The sequence below is a fragment of the Chryseobacterium sp. GVT01B genome (assembly GCF_019970045.1).
Lineage (GTDB): Bacteria > Bacteroidota > Bacteroidia > Flavobacteriales > Weeksellaceae > Chryseobacterium.
Genome location: NZ_JAHXYI010000003.1, coordinates 16,356 through 31,116, shown reverse-complemented (window position 1 = coordinate 31,116; position 14,761 = coordinate 16,356). Strand labels below are relative to the sequence as shown.

Sequence of the window (14,761 nt, the reverse complement as noted above, 5' to 3'; positions counted from 1 at the left end):
TTTTTAAGCAAACTTTCTACCCCAAATACAACACACAAAACCAGATATTAAATTGACAAAACAAGTATTACTATCAACGAAATATCCGGTTATGAAAATTGTTTTATGATTGAATACAGCGATTACTATCTTTTTGAAATAAAAAACTCTTCCAGAACTGGAAGAGTTTTATTATAATGATTATGACTTAGGTAATTCCGGTGGACGCATTTTGTATTTGTAACTATTTAGGGTTTTTAAAAATGCTACAATGTCAAAAACTTCGTCATCTGTTAAATTCAGTTTTTCAATCATTCCTGATTTGTGGGGAAACTTTGGATCATTGATCTGATCTCCTTTTGGAGTTTCCCTTCCCATTCCGGCGTTGTACATCATAACAATGTTTGCCAGTTCAGGGAAAAGTCCGTTATGCATGTAAGGTTTATTCTCAGAAACTTCTCTCAGCGTAGGTGTTTTGAACTTTCCTACATCTTCGTTCTTTTTGGTAACGATATATCTTCCCAGATCTTCATATTTCTTTCCGTAATATGTCAGTCCCAAATTGTGGAATTTCTGGTCAGAAAAATAAGGGGTGTTGTGGCAATTGATACAGTTAGCTTTAGTTCGGAATAAATGAAGTCCGTTGATTTCAGAATCCGTTAAAGCATCTTTTTTTCCGGTAACGAATTTGTCAAACTTTGATGACGGACTTATCAGAGAGCGCTCAAATGTAGCAACAGCTTTTGCAATTTTCTCTTCGGTCACTTCCCCATTCCCGAAAGCTTTTACAAAGAAAGTTTTATAACCTTTAATCTTCCTGATATTCTTTGTCGCCATTGACATATGCAGATTCATTTCTACCGGATTTTCGATAGGGGCTTTCACCTGTTCCTCCAAAGTCGCTGAGCGGCCGTCCCAGAAAAATGTTTTAGCATATCCGATATTCACCAAAGTAGGTGCATTTCTGGTTCCCGTCTGCCTGTCGTGCCCAAAGGAAACTCTGCTTCCGTCTGACCAGCCAATTTCAGGATTATGGCAGTTGGCGCAGGAAATTTGTCCGCTTTTAGAAAGTCTCGGATCAAAGAACAACATTTTTCCCAGTTCCATTTTATCTTCGGAATAGGGATTATCTTCAGGAAATTTCATTTTAGACAAGGGTCCTATATCCTGAAAACCTTCTTTCGCTTCATCAAATAAATGAGCAGCCGGCCATTTGTTCTGATCTCCGCTGCTGTATAAGGTACGAAGCTCTTCTACGGTATATCCCGTAGAGTCATTTGAAGTATAACTTAATAAACATACTATTCCGGCAATGGCCAGAAAAGCGAGATATCTGTCTTTCATTTATTTTTTAATAATAAACATTCAATCCTACCAGGGCAACATGATTAGCTCTGCCATTGTAGTCCACTTGATTTATATATGTACTGTTCATCAGCCAGGTTTGAGAAAAACTTCCAAACAGCTCATACCTGATTTTATTTTGGTCAAAAATATAACTTGCGTTAAAGTTAAGACCTATTTTAGGGGTTGCATCATAAGCAAAGTCCGGCTGAGCGATCTTGGTTGCAAAGATATTCTCTTTTGTGCTTTGGTAAGGCTGATAATTGAATTCTTTTTCCAATGGAATATACAGGTTTTGTGAAAGACCGACAGCTAATTTATGGGAAGGTTTTAAAGCAAATTCTTTTTCCGCTCCCAGACAGTAATTGAAAAAGGAAAGTTTCCTGTCCATTACCACAGAAGCATCTTTCACGTGATTCTTTCCATAGGCTGCATCAAAAAGAATTTTAAATGCCTCATTTTTATGATTAAACCAAACCACACTATTCTGCCAGAAAAGATTCTTCTGCTCGAGACGGTAGGATCTGTACTCCAAAGGATAGTTGTAATTGGTATCCAGCTGATCCTGATAGGTCATCATGGAAGCCCATTTTTTACCATTATAATTTCCTAAAAAATTCAGGTAGAAACTGTGAAGATCCGTTTTGAGCCCGGAATATTTTGTATAGTCTTTATGCCAGTTAAAGCTGCCGTCCTGATATTCAAAAACTCTGTAAAAACGTTCAATCAGATTTTTATAATCGTATCCGGCAGAAAAATGGGTATTCTCATTATTAAAAGCATATTCACCACCCCAGATATAACCTCCTAATTTATATTCGGAAGTTTTATACTCGGTATTCCCGATATACTGATTACCATATCCTTCATTATAACGGATATAAATGCTGTCATTTGCAGGTACATTTCCTTTCATATTGACAAACATGATGTCATTTCCCTTGTAATGATGTACATAGCTCAGTTTTCCGAAAATGGCATGCTGCTTCCATTTCAGACCCAATTTTGCAAAAGCTTTATATTTGTAATCATCTACTTTCGGTCTTGGATCTGCATTCTGACGGTAAGATTTGGAATAACTTCCTTCTCCTCCCAACTGCAGGATTACAGGTTTTAAAGGATTATAGGCAAACTGTCCATTGATAAAATAGTTTTGTTTCTGCCATCTTGCCGAACGTGGAACCCAATAATATGAAGGATTGTAAATAAAAGAAGAATTGGTAGCTCTTTCATCACTCAGAATATAGGGAACGTCTTCTTCGGTAGTTTTGTCTGCTTTAAGTCTTCCAGATAAGGCAATTTTGTTATTCAGTTTATAAACTCCTTCAGACTGAAACGTAAAATTGCCTGTTTCTCCTGCAGTCTGCACTCTTTTAAAATTTTGTTTTACAAAAGAATACTGAAAAGTTGTCCGAGAAAAATCCAAAGGCTGGAAAAATGAAATATAGGGATCATTTATTCTAATATCTTTTTCTACAGAACTGATGTTAATACTATCTAAATGACTATTCTGAGCATGGAAAAACTGACTGCCTAATGCAGCTAATCCCAACATACCATATTGAAAAACTTTAATTGTCTTATTTTTATTATTGCGCATATCCTCTAGGGTTTGCTTTAATCGTTACAAAATCATTGGCAGAATTATTTGTATCCTGCAATACCACGCGTCCACTTATAATTTCCTTCGTTTTACGGATGACAGAAAATCCGCTAAAAGTCCCTTCAGCCTGCCCCTGTGAGTTGACAATAAAAGTTCTTGAAGCATCTATATCTGCAGGGAAATCTTTAGGTACTTTCTGCTCTTTATCCGTAATATCTATTCCGTCTATGATATAGTTTTTAGGAATTTGCAAAAACAGGGTTCCGGTAGGCGCTTTAGGAGCTGCTACTTTTTGCCAGCTTGCCACTTCTGCATCTGTTGCTCTCAGAATTCCCAATCCCAGCATAGAATTCACATTCAGGATTAAGTCATTAGAGGCAATACTCCAATAAGCAACCTGCATATCCGGCACCATAATATTCTGAATATCCCATGCAAAAGGCTTCTTACCAATACTTATATTATAATCTCCCATATACGTTTCGAAGTCAGCATGGCTCAGGTCAACAGTTCTGTCAGGTTCCTGTATCGCTATTCCTGTACCGTTAATATCATCGAAAGGCATTTTATGATTAATGGCTGTTTGAGCTACAATAATACTTTTCCCTGGTAAAATAGGATATTGACTACCGCTTCCAGGTATTTTGATAAGTATATTAGAGTATACATAATCTGTATTGGCTGATGCACCTCCTCCGGCAGTTTTACTCCAGTCATACTGTCCGTTGGATAAAGTATAGGTCGTCACGTTACTGTTCACATTTCCTTCCAGAAATACCAGATATAAGCCGTCAGCATAAATAGTCTGATCTGAATTGTTGTGGATCTCAATAAACTGATCTCTGAAATTGGCACCTAATTTATTATCAGAACCTGCATAATAATATTGTTTAATCACAAGATCACCAAGGTTTCCACTGGTAATTCTGACCAATTTCGAAGAAGTATTGGCATTGATGGTTACTTTTTCATCAAAACCTCCGAAGTGAACAATTTCATAACTTGTTTCCTCCCCTAGCTGCTGTTCATATTCACTCTGCTTTAGTTGAAGCTCAGCCTGAACACTGTAGCTTCCCGGCAGAACGGCATCTAATTTCAGTTCTCCGTTGGCATCTGTTTTTCCAACAATCTGATCTTCTGTTGCTGTATTTTTCAGAATAACGGTTACATTCGCTACTCCTTTATCTGCCACAGAAGGATATTTGGAAGCATCGTATTTAATATTTATAGTAAACGGAACAGGCTTAATCTCGTTATTTCCTCCAAAGTCATCATCTCTGTTGCATCCAACAAGAATAAGAACGGGAACTATTAACAATAGTATTAATCGTTTCATTATTTTTATTTTTAGTATTATTAAAATCTGTATGAAATATTTCCTCCGAACGAAGTAGAAGTAAAGTTGCCATAAACACTTCCTCTTTCATCATATGCTTTTAAATTGAAAACATTACTTACATATATTGACAATCTGAAACCACTTAAGAAATCTTTTGTAACTCTTAAATGAACATTATGAAGTGTTTTGTTATATAACCCTGAAAGTTTTTCTTCAGAAGGTTTCAGGAACAATCCCTGGTATTTTGGATTGGTACGTTCATTTTCAGGAATCATCTGCATTTCTCCATCATGTTTTATATATCCTATCGGATAAATGTCATTCATTCCTGTCAGGGATTTGTCTGAAAGAAAATGATCCGTTCTCAGGCCAATAATTAACCCTGATGAAGCCAGGTGATAATCAAAACTGAAACTCGCTCTGGCCATGGATCTTTTATTTTTAATATCATTATAAATCCCGTATTGGAAATCCTTATCCATGATCTCCGGCGCACTGATTTTGTAAAGCCCGTCGTCTTTCTGCCCAGAAGTTTCTACATAACTGGCATTGAAACCAATCACAAGATTAAGAGCTTCTATTTTTTTGAAGCTAGCCATCAGTTCCAACCCTTTATCTGAAGACTGGTATCCGTTAATAATTCTGTTCTGGAGGTAATTAAATTTTTCAGTTCCTACCACTTCAAAAGTAGGCACGTTTGTTCCGGATATATTGACATCCACTTTGGCTTTATCCATAATCTTATGAACACTCAATGTGGTAAAACCATCAACCAGCTTATTGTAATATGCCGTAAGGTTAACTATTGCGAAAGGAAATCTGTAATCAACTCCTATTTCCGTTTTCCAGCTTTTTGAAGGTTTAAGGCTTGCATTATCTCCTGGAGTCACTACTGTTTGCATAATCGCCGCTGAGTAATATCCAGGCAAACGATAATCCCCTAACAAAAAGTCAAAATATCTCGGTGATGTATAGAGCTGATTGAGTGAAGGTGCTTTAGATGTTAATCCAAACCCTCCTCTCACAGAAAATTTTCCCATCTGATAAGATGTGTTTACCCTTGGCGAATAGGTAGAATATGAATTCTGAAGATCATAACGAAGACCCAGATTTGTTTTAAAAATGTGTTTATTAGCAAAGACTTTGGTAATATTATCCTGAATATACAGTGCATACTGTTTACTGGAAAATACATTATCCCTGTAATTAAAATCTCTCATCCCATTGGACCCTTGCCCGGCTGCATTTATCGTAGTAAACTGACCTGCAGTTCCGTATCTTCCTTTTCCAAAGTTATCTCCATAGCGGAAGTTAGCACCCATACTATAGTTATGAGCCCATTTCGAAGAAGTTAATTTTATTCCGTTAATACTAAAATTGGTGTAAATATTAAGAGGTTTACCATCCGAAAATGCCTGATTCTCATAACTTGGTGGTGTATAAGGTGCATAATAAACACCATCTGTTGTAGAGTTTCCATACGGGCGGGCTCCCTGGTTCAGCCAATATCTGCGTTCTGTAAGCTGAGTTGCATAGCTTATCCCCATATCGACATTGATTGATTTAAAGAATGTTTTTTTACCATTCTGTGCAAAAAAATAGCTGATATTATTTCCTAATGAAAAGCTCTTATTTTCGACATTGATAATCATTCCGTCAACATCATCCGGGTCTCTTTTTCCCTTGCTGCTATTGGTAGAAAATGAAGCAGAAAGCTTATTTCTAAATCCATTTTTATTACTTGACCAAAGAAGATTGACATTTGTTCTGTCATACCCTACAAGACTGGTTCGGGGATCTGAAAGCGAATTCATATAATCAACGGAAGCATTCAGGGCATTGTTCTGATTAATTTTAAAACCTTTGGTAAGGCCAACCTGATAAGTTCCTTCTCTCAGAGAGGCATCCAATCGTAATGGTGATGCTTTCGCCGTTGTGGTAACTTTGATTAATCCGGAAGTTAAATCTCCATATTTGGCATCTGGAACTCCTTGTATAACTTCAATACTTTCTATATTTTCTGTAGGAACTTCTCTTAAATCGACCCCATAGTTAGGCTGTCCAGGCATTAAATTTCCTCCTTTGGTAGAAGTATTAAAGCTTATTCCAAAAGGACCGCTGTTGGCAGAATCATAGCTCTGCATATTTTCGTTATTAGACAAGGCAATATCATTGACCATCAACTGTACTCCAAATGCCCTGTTTCCAAAATCATCACCTCCCGGAACAGTTCCGGAGCCTGTGATTGAAGGTCCACTGGCGGTTCTGAATACAATATTTTTAAATTGAGTATTGTCAAATTGCTGTACATATTGACCGGGTAATTGCTGCAATACGTCACCAATTGAAAATGACTGGAGGTTTTGAAGTGCTTCCTGTTGAATAACGATCTCAGAAAATTGTTTTTTTCTTGCTGTAAGCTGTACACCTTCGATTCGGATTTCTGATCTTTCACGAGATGAACTTTTAGGTGATAGAATCTGCAGATTCAGTTCCTCCCCTTCTTTTATTATAATGGTTTCTTCTTTATTACTGTCATTCAGAAAAGTGATCTGACATTTTCCTTTAAGAATCATAGAATTGCCATTTTTATGCAATTGTTTACATTCTTTCAAACCACCACTGACAAGTTCTCCGGTTTTGCGTTGTCCATTGTGAAAAATTTCTACTTTTTGGGCAGACAGGAATCCGCCTGCTGTTAGAAAAACAGCACCTGCTAATAACGATAATTTCACCCTTAAAATATTTAGATTGCAAAATTAATTATAATTATTCTAAATAAAAAGTAAGTTTTGAAAATGTTTAAGTTATTTTAACTTAAAATAAAAAAATATATACATTTAATTCCTCATATAAGGAATACAATAACAATACAACTTTAATATACTGCATTTATAGTATATTAAAGTTGTTCTCTTTTATCATTATATATTTAGCTATGGCTTTTGAAAAACAGATTGAAAATTAAATGCATAGGAAGATGAACCTTTTTCCTGCAAATATTCCAAACGTTTTAATGCCTCCTCAATACTTGGATATTCATTATCTTTAATCCACCATAAAGCATAATAGGCCTTTCCATATTTTTGAAACCATTCTTTTCTTCTTCTTACAAAATCAACGTGAAATGTCTTATAGGTATAATATTCCAACGATTCTATATCTTTCCATACAGAGATATTGATAATAATTTTTTCATCATTAAGCGGATTAAAACTTGTAGCATTATTTTCATCGTCTTTCAGTCTCCAGATAAATCCATCGCTTTCCTCTGCCAATCGGTTTACTGAGTCCAAATGACTGACAAACTCATTCATTACCGGATCTTCTATGTTAGCTCCTATCATTCGGGCAACATTAATTTGTGCTAGCTGGTACATTTTTTTATTTCTTTTATTCTGATTAATATTGTGTAAAAATAGATCCTGTACTATTAGCATAAAATAACTATCAATTTAGATACTATAAAAAAGATGGAAAAAGAATGTAAGACCTTATACATCAATGTTGATCAAAAATCATATCCCTGTGCAGTAAGTTTTGTTATGGATTTCATTGGAGGAAGATGGAAAGCGGTTATTCTCTGTCACTTAAAAAATGGTGATAAAAGGTTTGGTGAACTAAAAAAAGAACTTTCTTTTATTACTGAAACAACCTTAAGTATTCAGCTGAGACAATTGGAAAGAGATCAATTAATAACACGAACAGTATTTGGAACAAAGCCTCCCGTAAAAGTTGTATATAGTTTGTCAGATTTAGGATTATCATTTATTCCTTTGTTAAATCATATTAATGATTGGGGCAAAACCATTTTAGAAAGTAAAAAAAAACTTTAAAAGTTGATGTATAAAATCTGAATATCAGTCTAAATAAAAACCCCGCAGTAAATAAATTACTGCGGGGTTGATTTATAATTAAATGTTAGTGTTTACATTTATTATTTTACTTCTTCGAAGTCTGCATCCTGTACATCTTCAGCTCCGGCGTTTCCACCTGCATTCTGAGCTCCTGCACCTGCATCAGCACCTGGCTGTTGACCCGCTGCATATAACTCTTCAGAAGCTGCCATCCATGCTGCATCTAACGCTTCAGTTTTAGCTTTTACGTCATCAACATTTTTAGCTTCGAAAGCTGTTTTTAATTCTGCATGAGCTGCCTCGATAGCTGCTTTTTTGTCAGCAGAAAGCTTTTCACCGAATTCTTTCAATTGCTTTTCAGTCTGGAAAATCAATCCGTCAGCTTTGTTGAAGATTTCAACTTCTTCTTTTCTCTTAGCATCCGCTGCAGAGTTTTCCTGAGCTTCTTTCTTCATTCTTTCGATTTCTTCGTCAGAAAGACCTGAAGAAGCCTGAATTTTGATAGACTGCTCTTTACCAGTTCCTTTATCTTTAGCAGATACACTTAGGATACCATTCGCATCAATATCGAAAGTTACCTCAATCTGAGGAACTCCTCTTGGTGCTGGTGGAATATCCTGAAGATCGAATCTACCGATTTCCTTGTTATCGTTGAACATTGATCTTTCTCCCTGTCCTACTCTGATGCTTACAGCCGGCTGGTTGTCAGAAGCTGTAGAGAATACTTCAGATTTTTTAGTTGGGATCGTAGTGTTCGCCTCAATTAATTTAGTGAATACAGAACCCATTGTTTCAATACCTAAAGAAAGTGGAGTAACGTCAAGTAGTAATACGTCTTTTACATCACCTGTCAATACACCTCCCTGAATTGCTGCACCAATAGCTACAACCTCATCCGGGTTCACTCCTTTAGATGGTTTTTTACCGAAGAATTTTTCTACTTCTTCCTGGATGATCGGGATTCTTGTAGAACCACCTACCAAGATTACTTCGTCAATATCAGAAGTTGATAAACCAGCATCTTTTAATGCTTTAGCAACAGGCTCCATAGATCTTCTTACAAGATCAGCAGATAATTGCTCGAATTTAGCTTTTGTTAAAGTCTTTACTAAGTGTTTAGGACCTGTAGCAGTAGCCGTGATATATGGTAAGTTGATTTCTGTCTGTGGAGAAGAAGATAATTCAATTTTAGCTTTTTCAGCAGCTTCTTTCAATCTTTGTAATGCAATCGCATCAGATTTCAATTCAACACCTTCTTCAGCTTTGAACTCATCAGCCATCCAGTTGATGATCACATCATCAAAGTCATCACCTCCTAAGTGAGTGTCACCGTTTGTAGATAATACTTCAAATACACCATCTCCTAAATCAAGGATAGAGATATCGAAAGTACCACCACCAAGGTCATATACTGCAATTTTCTGATCTTTATGGTTCTTATCAAGACCGTAAGCTAACGCTGCAGCTGTAGGTTCGTTGATAATTCTTTCTACTTTAAGACCAGCGATTTCACCAGCTTCTTTAGTAGCTTGTCTCTGTGCATCATTGAAGTATGCAGGAACAGTGATTACTGCTCTTGTTACTTCCTGTCCAAGATAATCTTCAGCAGTTTTCTTCATTTTCTGAAGAGTCATTGCAGAAATTTCCTGTGGAGTATATTCTCTATCGTCGATTTTTACTTTTACGGTATCGTTTGGTCCAGCAACTACTTTATAAGGTACTCTTGTGATTTCAGAAGCATCATCTTTAAAGTGAGTTCCGATAAATCTTTTGATAGAGTAAACAGTTTTTGTTGGATTCGTTACAGCTTGTCTTTTTGCAGGATCACCTACTTTTCTTTCTCCGTCTTCTGTAAAAGCTACAATAGAAGGAGTAGTTCTCTTACCTTCTGCGTTAGGAATAACAACAGGGTCTTTACCCTCCATTACAGCAACACAAGAGTTGGTTGTTCCTAAGTCAATTCCAATTATTTTACTCATAATATTTTATATTTTTTCTATTTTTAATTTAATTTACACTCTCAATTTCTCAATATCTGTACCATTCGAAGAATTATGACAAAATGACACAATAAAAATAAAAACCCCGATAAAATCGAGGCTTTGTATCATTTAATATGGAAATATTTTCATTATTTTTTGATAAACTTCATAGATTTTACGAAGTCTTTGCCATTATAAGTTCTTACATAATAAACACCACTGGCAAAATCTTTCACATCAATTTTGTCTGTTTCATTTTTAATAAATGCTTTTTTCACAAGCCTTCCTTCAGCGTTGAAAATCTCTACTTCATTAATAGGTGCTAAAGGAGAAGCAATTGAAATATACTGTGTAGTAGGATTAGGGAAAAGATTGATAGAGTTTACTTTTTCCACATCATTTACAGATAAGAATGCACATGCATTGGAATTCAGAAGGCTCGCTCTTGGCCCCGCCATTGTATTGGTCTTGATTGTTTTTTGATCATTCGTAAAAAATGCCATTTCTGTATCTGTCACATAATCCATAAAATTCATGAACATGGCTCCATTTGCAGTAGTGTTACACATAAAGCTATTATCCGGAAAAACATTACCACCAAAATGGGCATCATTAATAGCAGGTGTATCTGCACAGCCATCATCATTATCCGGCGTATTACAAACACTGCCATCTTCTCCCCATGGGTGAAGCAATCCAAAATAATGTCCTATCTCATGTGTAGCAGTTCGTCCTCCATTATAAGGCGCCACAGCTGCTCCTGTAGTTCCGAAATATTTATAGCCAATAGCAAGTCCGTCCTCCGGGAAACCGGCAGCATCAGGTAGATAAGCCCATCCAAGATAAGGATTAGGCATATTTCCTACCCAGATATTTAAATATTTAGTTGGATCCCAGGCTGTAAGTCCAGATGCCAGATAATATTGATTGGCAAAATCAAAATTTGAAGCAACGGATTTTCTTTCTATACCTGTAGTAGCAGCGCCTGTAGGCGTTTTTGTTGCCATACAAAATGTAAGTTCCATATCTGCAGCATAAGGCTTGAATGCATCAGGAACGACAGAACTGAAATCAGGATTTAATTTTCTGAAGTCATTATTCAAAATAGCAATCTGCGATGCAATCTGAGCATCAGAAATATTCTGAGCAGCGCTACCATAAAGAACATGCACTACAACCGGAATTGTAATCACAGTCTGACCGTTTTTAGCCATTGTACTGGCAGCGGCATTTTTACTGGTTAAATAATTTCGTAAATCTTCTTTTTTTGCCAGAGCCTGAGGGTTTCTTGCATAAAATTCCTTCATTTTCAAATCAGTGGCACATTCTCTCTGACCAAATGCATTAGCCATCAGAAAGCCGGCTGTCAATAGTAAAACTTTTTTCATCTAAATAATATAAATAGTCCGCAAATATAACCATTCTCACAACAAGATTATGGAATAAATGAGTAATTTACAGTAAAATCATTATAACTCTAATTTTACTTAAACCAACTGATTACCAACAGACTTGTTATCAGCAAAACAATTTAATTCACTATCCTTTAAAAATTAATCAAAGTTTAACCTAAGAAATAGAGGAAGAATCTTTACGAATGATTATTTTTGATAAAATATACACATTTAGAATGTCAATACACTTTAATCCACGAGATATTACATGGCTTGCCTTTAATGAAAGAGTTTTGCAGGAGGCCATGGATGAAAAAGTTCCCTTACATTTAAGAATACGTTTTCTCGGAATTTTCTCCAACAATTTAGATGAATTTTTCAGAGTACGTGTTGCCGGATTAAAGCGTGCCATGGATTTTAAGGAAAAAGTGATTGCTGAATCTTTCTACCAGCCGCCCTCCAAAATCCTTCAGAGAATCAATGAAGTGGTGATGAGACAGCAGTTAAATTTCGATAAAACCTGGAAAAAGATCCAGACTGAAATGGCTGATCATAAAGTTTTCATTAAAAATGCCAAAAACCTGACAGCAGGACAAAAAGAATTTGTCAGACAATACTTCGATGAAGTGGTAGAATCCAATGTGATCCCGATTCTTCTTCATGAAAATACTCCTATGCCTTATCTGAGAGACAAAAGTCTTTATCTGGGAGTGGCCATGAGAAAAAAAGATTGGCAATATTCCAGTAATTATGCCATTATTGAAATTCCTTCCCGTTTTGTGGGAAGATTCGTATTGCTGCCGACGGAAGATCCGGAAGAAAAAAATGTAATGTTACTGGAAGACGTGATTACCTTTAACCTTCCACACATTTTCTCTTATTTCGGATATGATGAATTTTCTGCCAATGCTTTTAAAGTAACAAAAGATGCCGAACTTGACCTGGATAATGATATCAGAACCAACTTCGCAGAAAAAATAGAAAAAGGACTCAAAAACAGAAGAAAAGGAAAGCCTACCCGTTTCGTTTTTGATAAAGATATGGATAAAGCACTACTAGAGCTCCTTATCAGAAAACTGAATTTAACGAAAAAAGACAGTATTATTCCGGGAGGAAAAATTCATAATTTCAAGCATTTCATGGACTTTCCAGATGTTTTTGAAACGTATGAAAGACCTGTGGAAAGAAGCTCGTTTACGCATCAGGCATTTGAACATGGTGAAAGAGTAACGGATGTTATTTTAAAAGAAGATGTGCTTCTTACCTTCCCTTATCACAAATACAACCCAGTGATTGATCTTCTTCGTGAAGCAGCAATGGATCCGGATGTAAAATCTATACAGATCACCGCTTACCGTATGGCAAGCAGCTCAAAAATCATCAACGCGCTCATCTATGCTGCCAGAAATGGTAAAGAAGTGACTGTAATGCTGGAGCTTCAGGCAAGGTTTGATGAAGAATCCAATCTGAAATGGAAAGATATGCTGGAACCGGAAGGAATTACTGTTCTTGTGGGAATTCCCAACAAAAAAGTACATGCTAAACTGTGTGTTATCAAAAAGAGAGCCCATAATAAAACCATCCAATATGGATTTGTAAGTACCGGAAATTTCAATGAAAAAACGGCAAGAATATATGGTGATCATCTGCTCCTTACAGCCGACCGCGGTATCATGGCAGATATCAATAAAGTCTTCAATGTGCTGAAAAAACCGAAGGATGATTTTATTCCGATTTTGAAAACTTGTAAAAATTTATTAGTTTGCCCTCAATTTATGCGTGAAAAGATTGTTCACCATATTGATAAAGAAATCGAAGAAGCCAAAGCAGGCCGAAAAGCAGAGATCATCATCAAGGTAAATTCTATGAGCGACAGACTGTTGATAGAAAAACTATATGATGCAGCCAAAGCTGGTGTGGTAATCAGGCTTATCGTAAGAGGAATCTATTGTGCTGTAAACCAGAAAGAGTTTAAAGAAAAAATAAAAGCTATAAGTATTGTAGATGAATACCTGGAGCACGCCAGAGTAATGTATTTCTACAATAAAGGAACAGAAGACATGTACATTTCTTCCGCTGACTGGATGACCAGAAACCTGGATTACAGGATTGAAGCTGCGGCTAAAATCACTGACAAGATCCTTAAGAAAGAATTAAAAGATATTCTTGACATTCAGCTTAGGGATAATGTAAAAGCCAGAATTCTTGATAAAAAACTCAGCAACGAGTATATAAGAAATGATAAAAAAGAATGCCGTTCACAAATAGAAACCTATAAATATTTAAAAGCTAAAACAAGCAAAAAATGAAGATAGCAGCGATAGACATAGGGAGTAATGCAGCCCGCCTTCTTATCAATGAGGTTAAGATTAATAACAGAAAACCTGAATTCATCAAACTCAACCTTCTCAGAATTCCTCTGAGACTGGGAATGGATGTTTTTACCATCGGAAAAATAGGTCCCGAAAGAGAAAAAATGGTTATTGATTCCATGAAAATCTTCAGTGACCTGATGAAAATATACAAAGTAGATCATTACAGAGCCTGTGCTACCAGTGCGATGCGTGATGCTGCCAATGGTAATGAAATTATTGACATCGTAAAGGAAACATCAGGAATCAACATCGAAATTATTTCCGGTGATGAAGAAGCCACACTGGTCTATGAAAATCATGTTGCAGAAGGTCTTGACAAAGAATTCGCTTACTTATACATCGACGTTGGTGGAGGTTCTACAGAACTTACTTTCTACGAAAACGGGAAAATGGTTTACGAAAAATCGTTCAATATCGGAACAATCCGTCTTCTCAACAACCTGGTTACGATGGATAACTGGAAAGAGATGAAGGACGAAATCAAGAAAAATATCGTCAGTAAAAAACCAATTGTAGCCATTGGATCAGGAGGAAATATCAATAAAGTATTCTCCATGAGCAAAACCAAAGACGGAAAACCAATGTCTTTGTCCCACCTGAAAAAGGTATATAAAGAATTCAATGAGCTTTCTGTACAAGAAAGAATGACCAATTACAACCTTAGAGAAGACCGTGCCGATGTATTGGTACATGCCCTGAGCATTTTCAATAATGTAATGTCCTGGTCTGATATCAACAGGATCTTTGTTCCTAAAATATCTGTAGCAGATGGATTAATCCATAATATTTACAGTCAGTTACAGCACAAAAAGTAACAGCAAATAACGATATTGTAAAGCCAGCCATTGAGCTGGCTTTTTATTTTGGCATCCATTTCCCGCAATGTCA

10 protein-coding genes are annotated in these 14,761 nt (G+C 36.2%); 3 read left to right on the top strand and 7 right to left on the bottom strand.

Annotation, left to right across the window (positions count from 1 at the left end; all coding sequences use genetic code 11):
* Window positions 1–180: 180 nt before the first annotated feature.
* From LC457_RS06840 to LC457_RS06820, 5 genes are all read right to left on the bottom strand, one after another.
* Entirely contained in the window at window positions 181–1,323 is a 1,143-nt protein-coding gene (locus LC457_RS06840; protein WP_223599177.1) for a cytochrome-c peroxidase, read from the bottom strand.
* A gap of 7 nt (window positions 1,324–1,330) precedes the next feature.
* The gene (locus tag LC457_RS06835) at window positions 1,331–2,923 is read right to left on the bottom strand and encodes a DUF6850 family outer membrane beta-barrel protein (RefSeq protein ID WP_223599176.1); all 1,593 of its coding nucleotides are present in this window, start codon (window positions 2,921–2,923) and stop codon (window positions 1,331–1,333) included.
* On the bottom strand, window positions 2,913–4,262 hold the full coding sequence (locus LC457_RS06830) for a DUF4876 domain-containing protein (protein ID WP_223599175.1): 1,350 nt from the start codon (window positions 4,260–4,262) through the stop codon (window positions 2,913–2,915). Before LC457_RS06830 ends, LC457_RS06835 begins: the two co-directional genes overlap by 11 nt.
* A 20-nt stretch (window positions 4,263–4,282) precedes the next feature.
* Entirely contained in the window at window positions 4,283–7,000 is a 2,718-nt protein-coding gene (locus LC457_RS06825; protein WP_223599174.1) for a TonB-dependent siderophore receptor, read from the bottom strand.
* Between the two features lie 201 nt (window positions 7,001–7,201).
* Complete coding sequence (locus LC457_RS06820; RefSeq protein WP_223599173.1) at window positions 7,202–7,645, bottom strand: DUF3291 domain-containing protein; 444 nt, start codon at window positions 7,643–7,645, stop codon at window positions 7,202–7,204.
* A 93-nt stretch (window positions 7,646–7,738) separates the two neighbouring features.
* Here LC457_RS06820 and LC457_RS06815 point away from each other — a divergent pair, with 93 nt between their 5' ends.
* Window positions 7,739–8,101 carry a helix-turn-helix domain-containing protein gene (locus LC457_RS06815; RefSeq protein ID WP_223599172.1) on the top strand — a complete coding sequence of 121 codons (363 nt, stop codon included), beginning with the start codon at window positions 7,739–7,741 and terminating at the stop codon, window positions 8,099–8,101.
* 101 nt (window positions 8,102–8,202) lie between these two features.
* Here the strand turns inward: LC457_RS06815 and dnaK are convergent, their stop codons facing one another.
* Window positions 8,203–10,101 (bottom strand): molecular chaperone DnaK, encoded by a 1,899-nt coding sequence (dnaK, locus tag LC457_RS06810; RefSeq protein ID WP_047378697.1) that lies wholly within the window; start codon window positions 10,099–10,101, stop codon window positions 8,203–8,205.
* 152 nt (window positions 10,102–10,253) lie between these two features.
* On the bottom strand, window positions 10,254–11,492 hold the full coding sequence (locus LC457_RS06805) for a T9SS type A sorting domain-containing protein (protein ID WP_223599171.1): 1,239 nt from the start codon (window positions 11,490–11,492) through the stop codon (window positions 10,254–10,256).
* A 242-nt stretch (window positions 11,493–11,734) separates the two neighbouring features.
* Between LC457_RS06805 and ppk1 the strand changes: the two genes are divergently transcribed.
* Together ppk1 and LC457_RS06795 are read left to right on the top strand one after the other, a co-directional pair.
* Entirely contained in the window at window positions 11,735–13,807 is a 2,073-nt protein-coding gene (gene ppk1 / locus LC457_RS06800) for a polyphosphate kinase 1 (protein WP_223599170.1), read from the top strand.
* Window positions 13,804–14,688: an exopolyphosphatase gene (locus tag LC457_RS06795; protein ID WP_223599169.1), complete on the top strand. Its 885-nt coding sequence runs from the start codon at window positions 13,804–13,806 to the stop codon at window positions 14,686–14,688. Before ppk1 ends, LC457_RS06795 begins: the two co-directional genes overlap by 4 nt.
* Window positions 14,689–14,761: the final 73 nt, after the last annotated feature.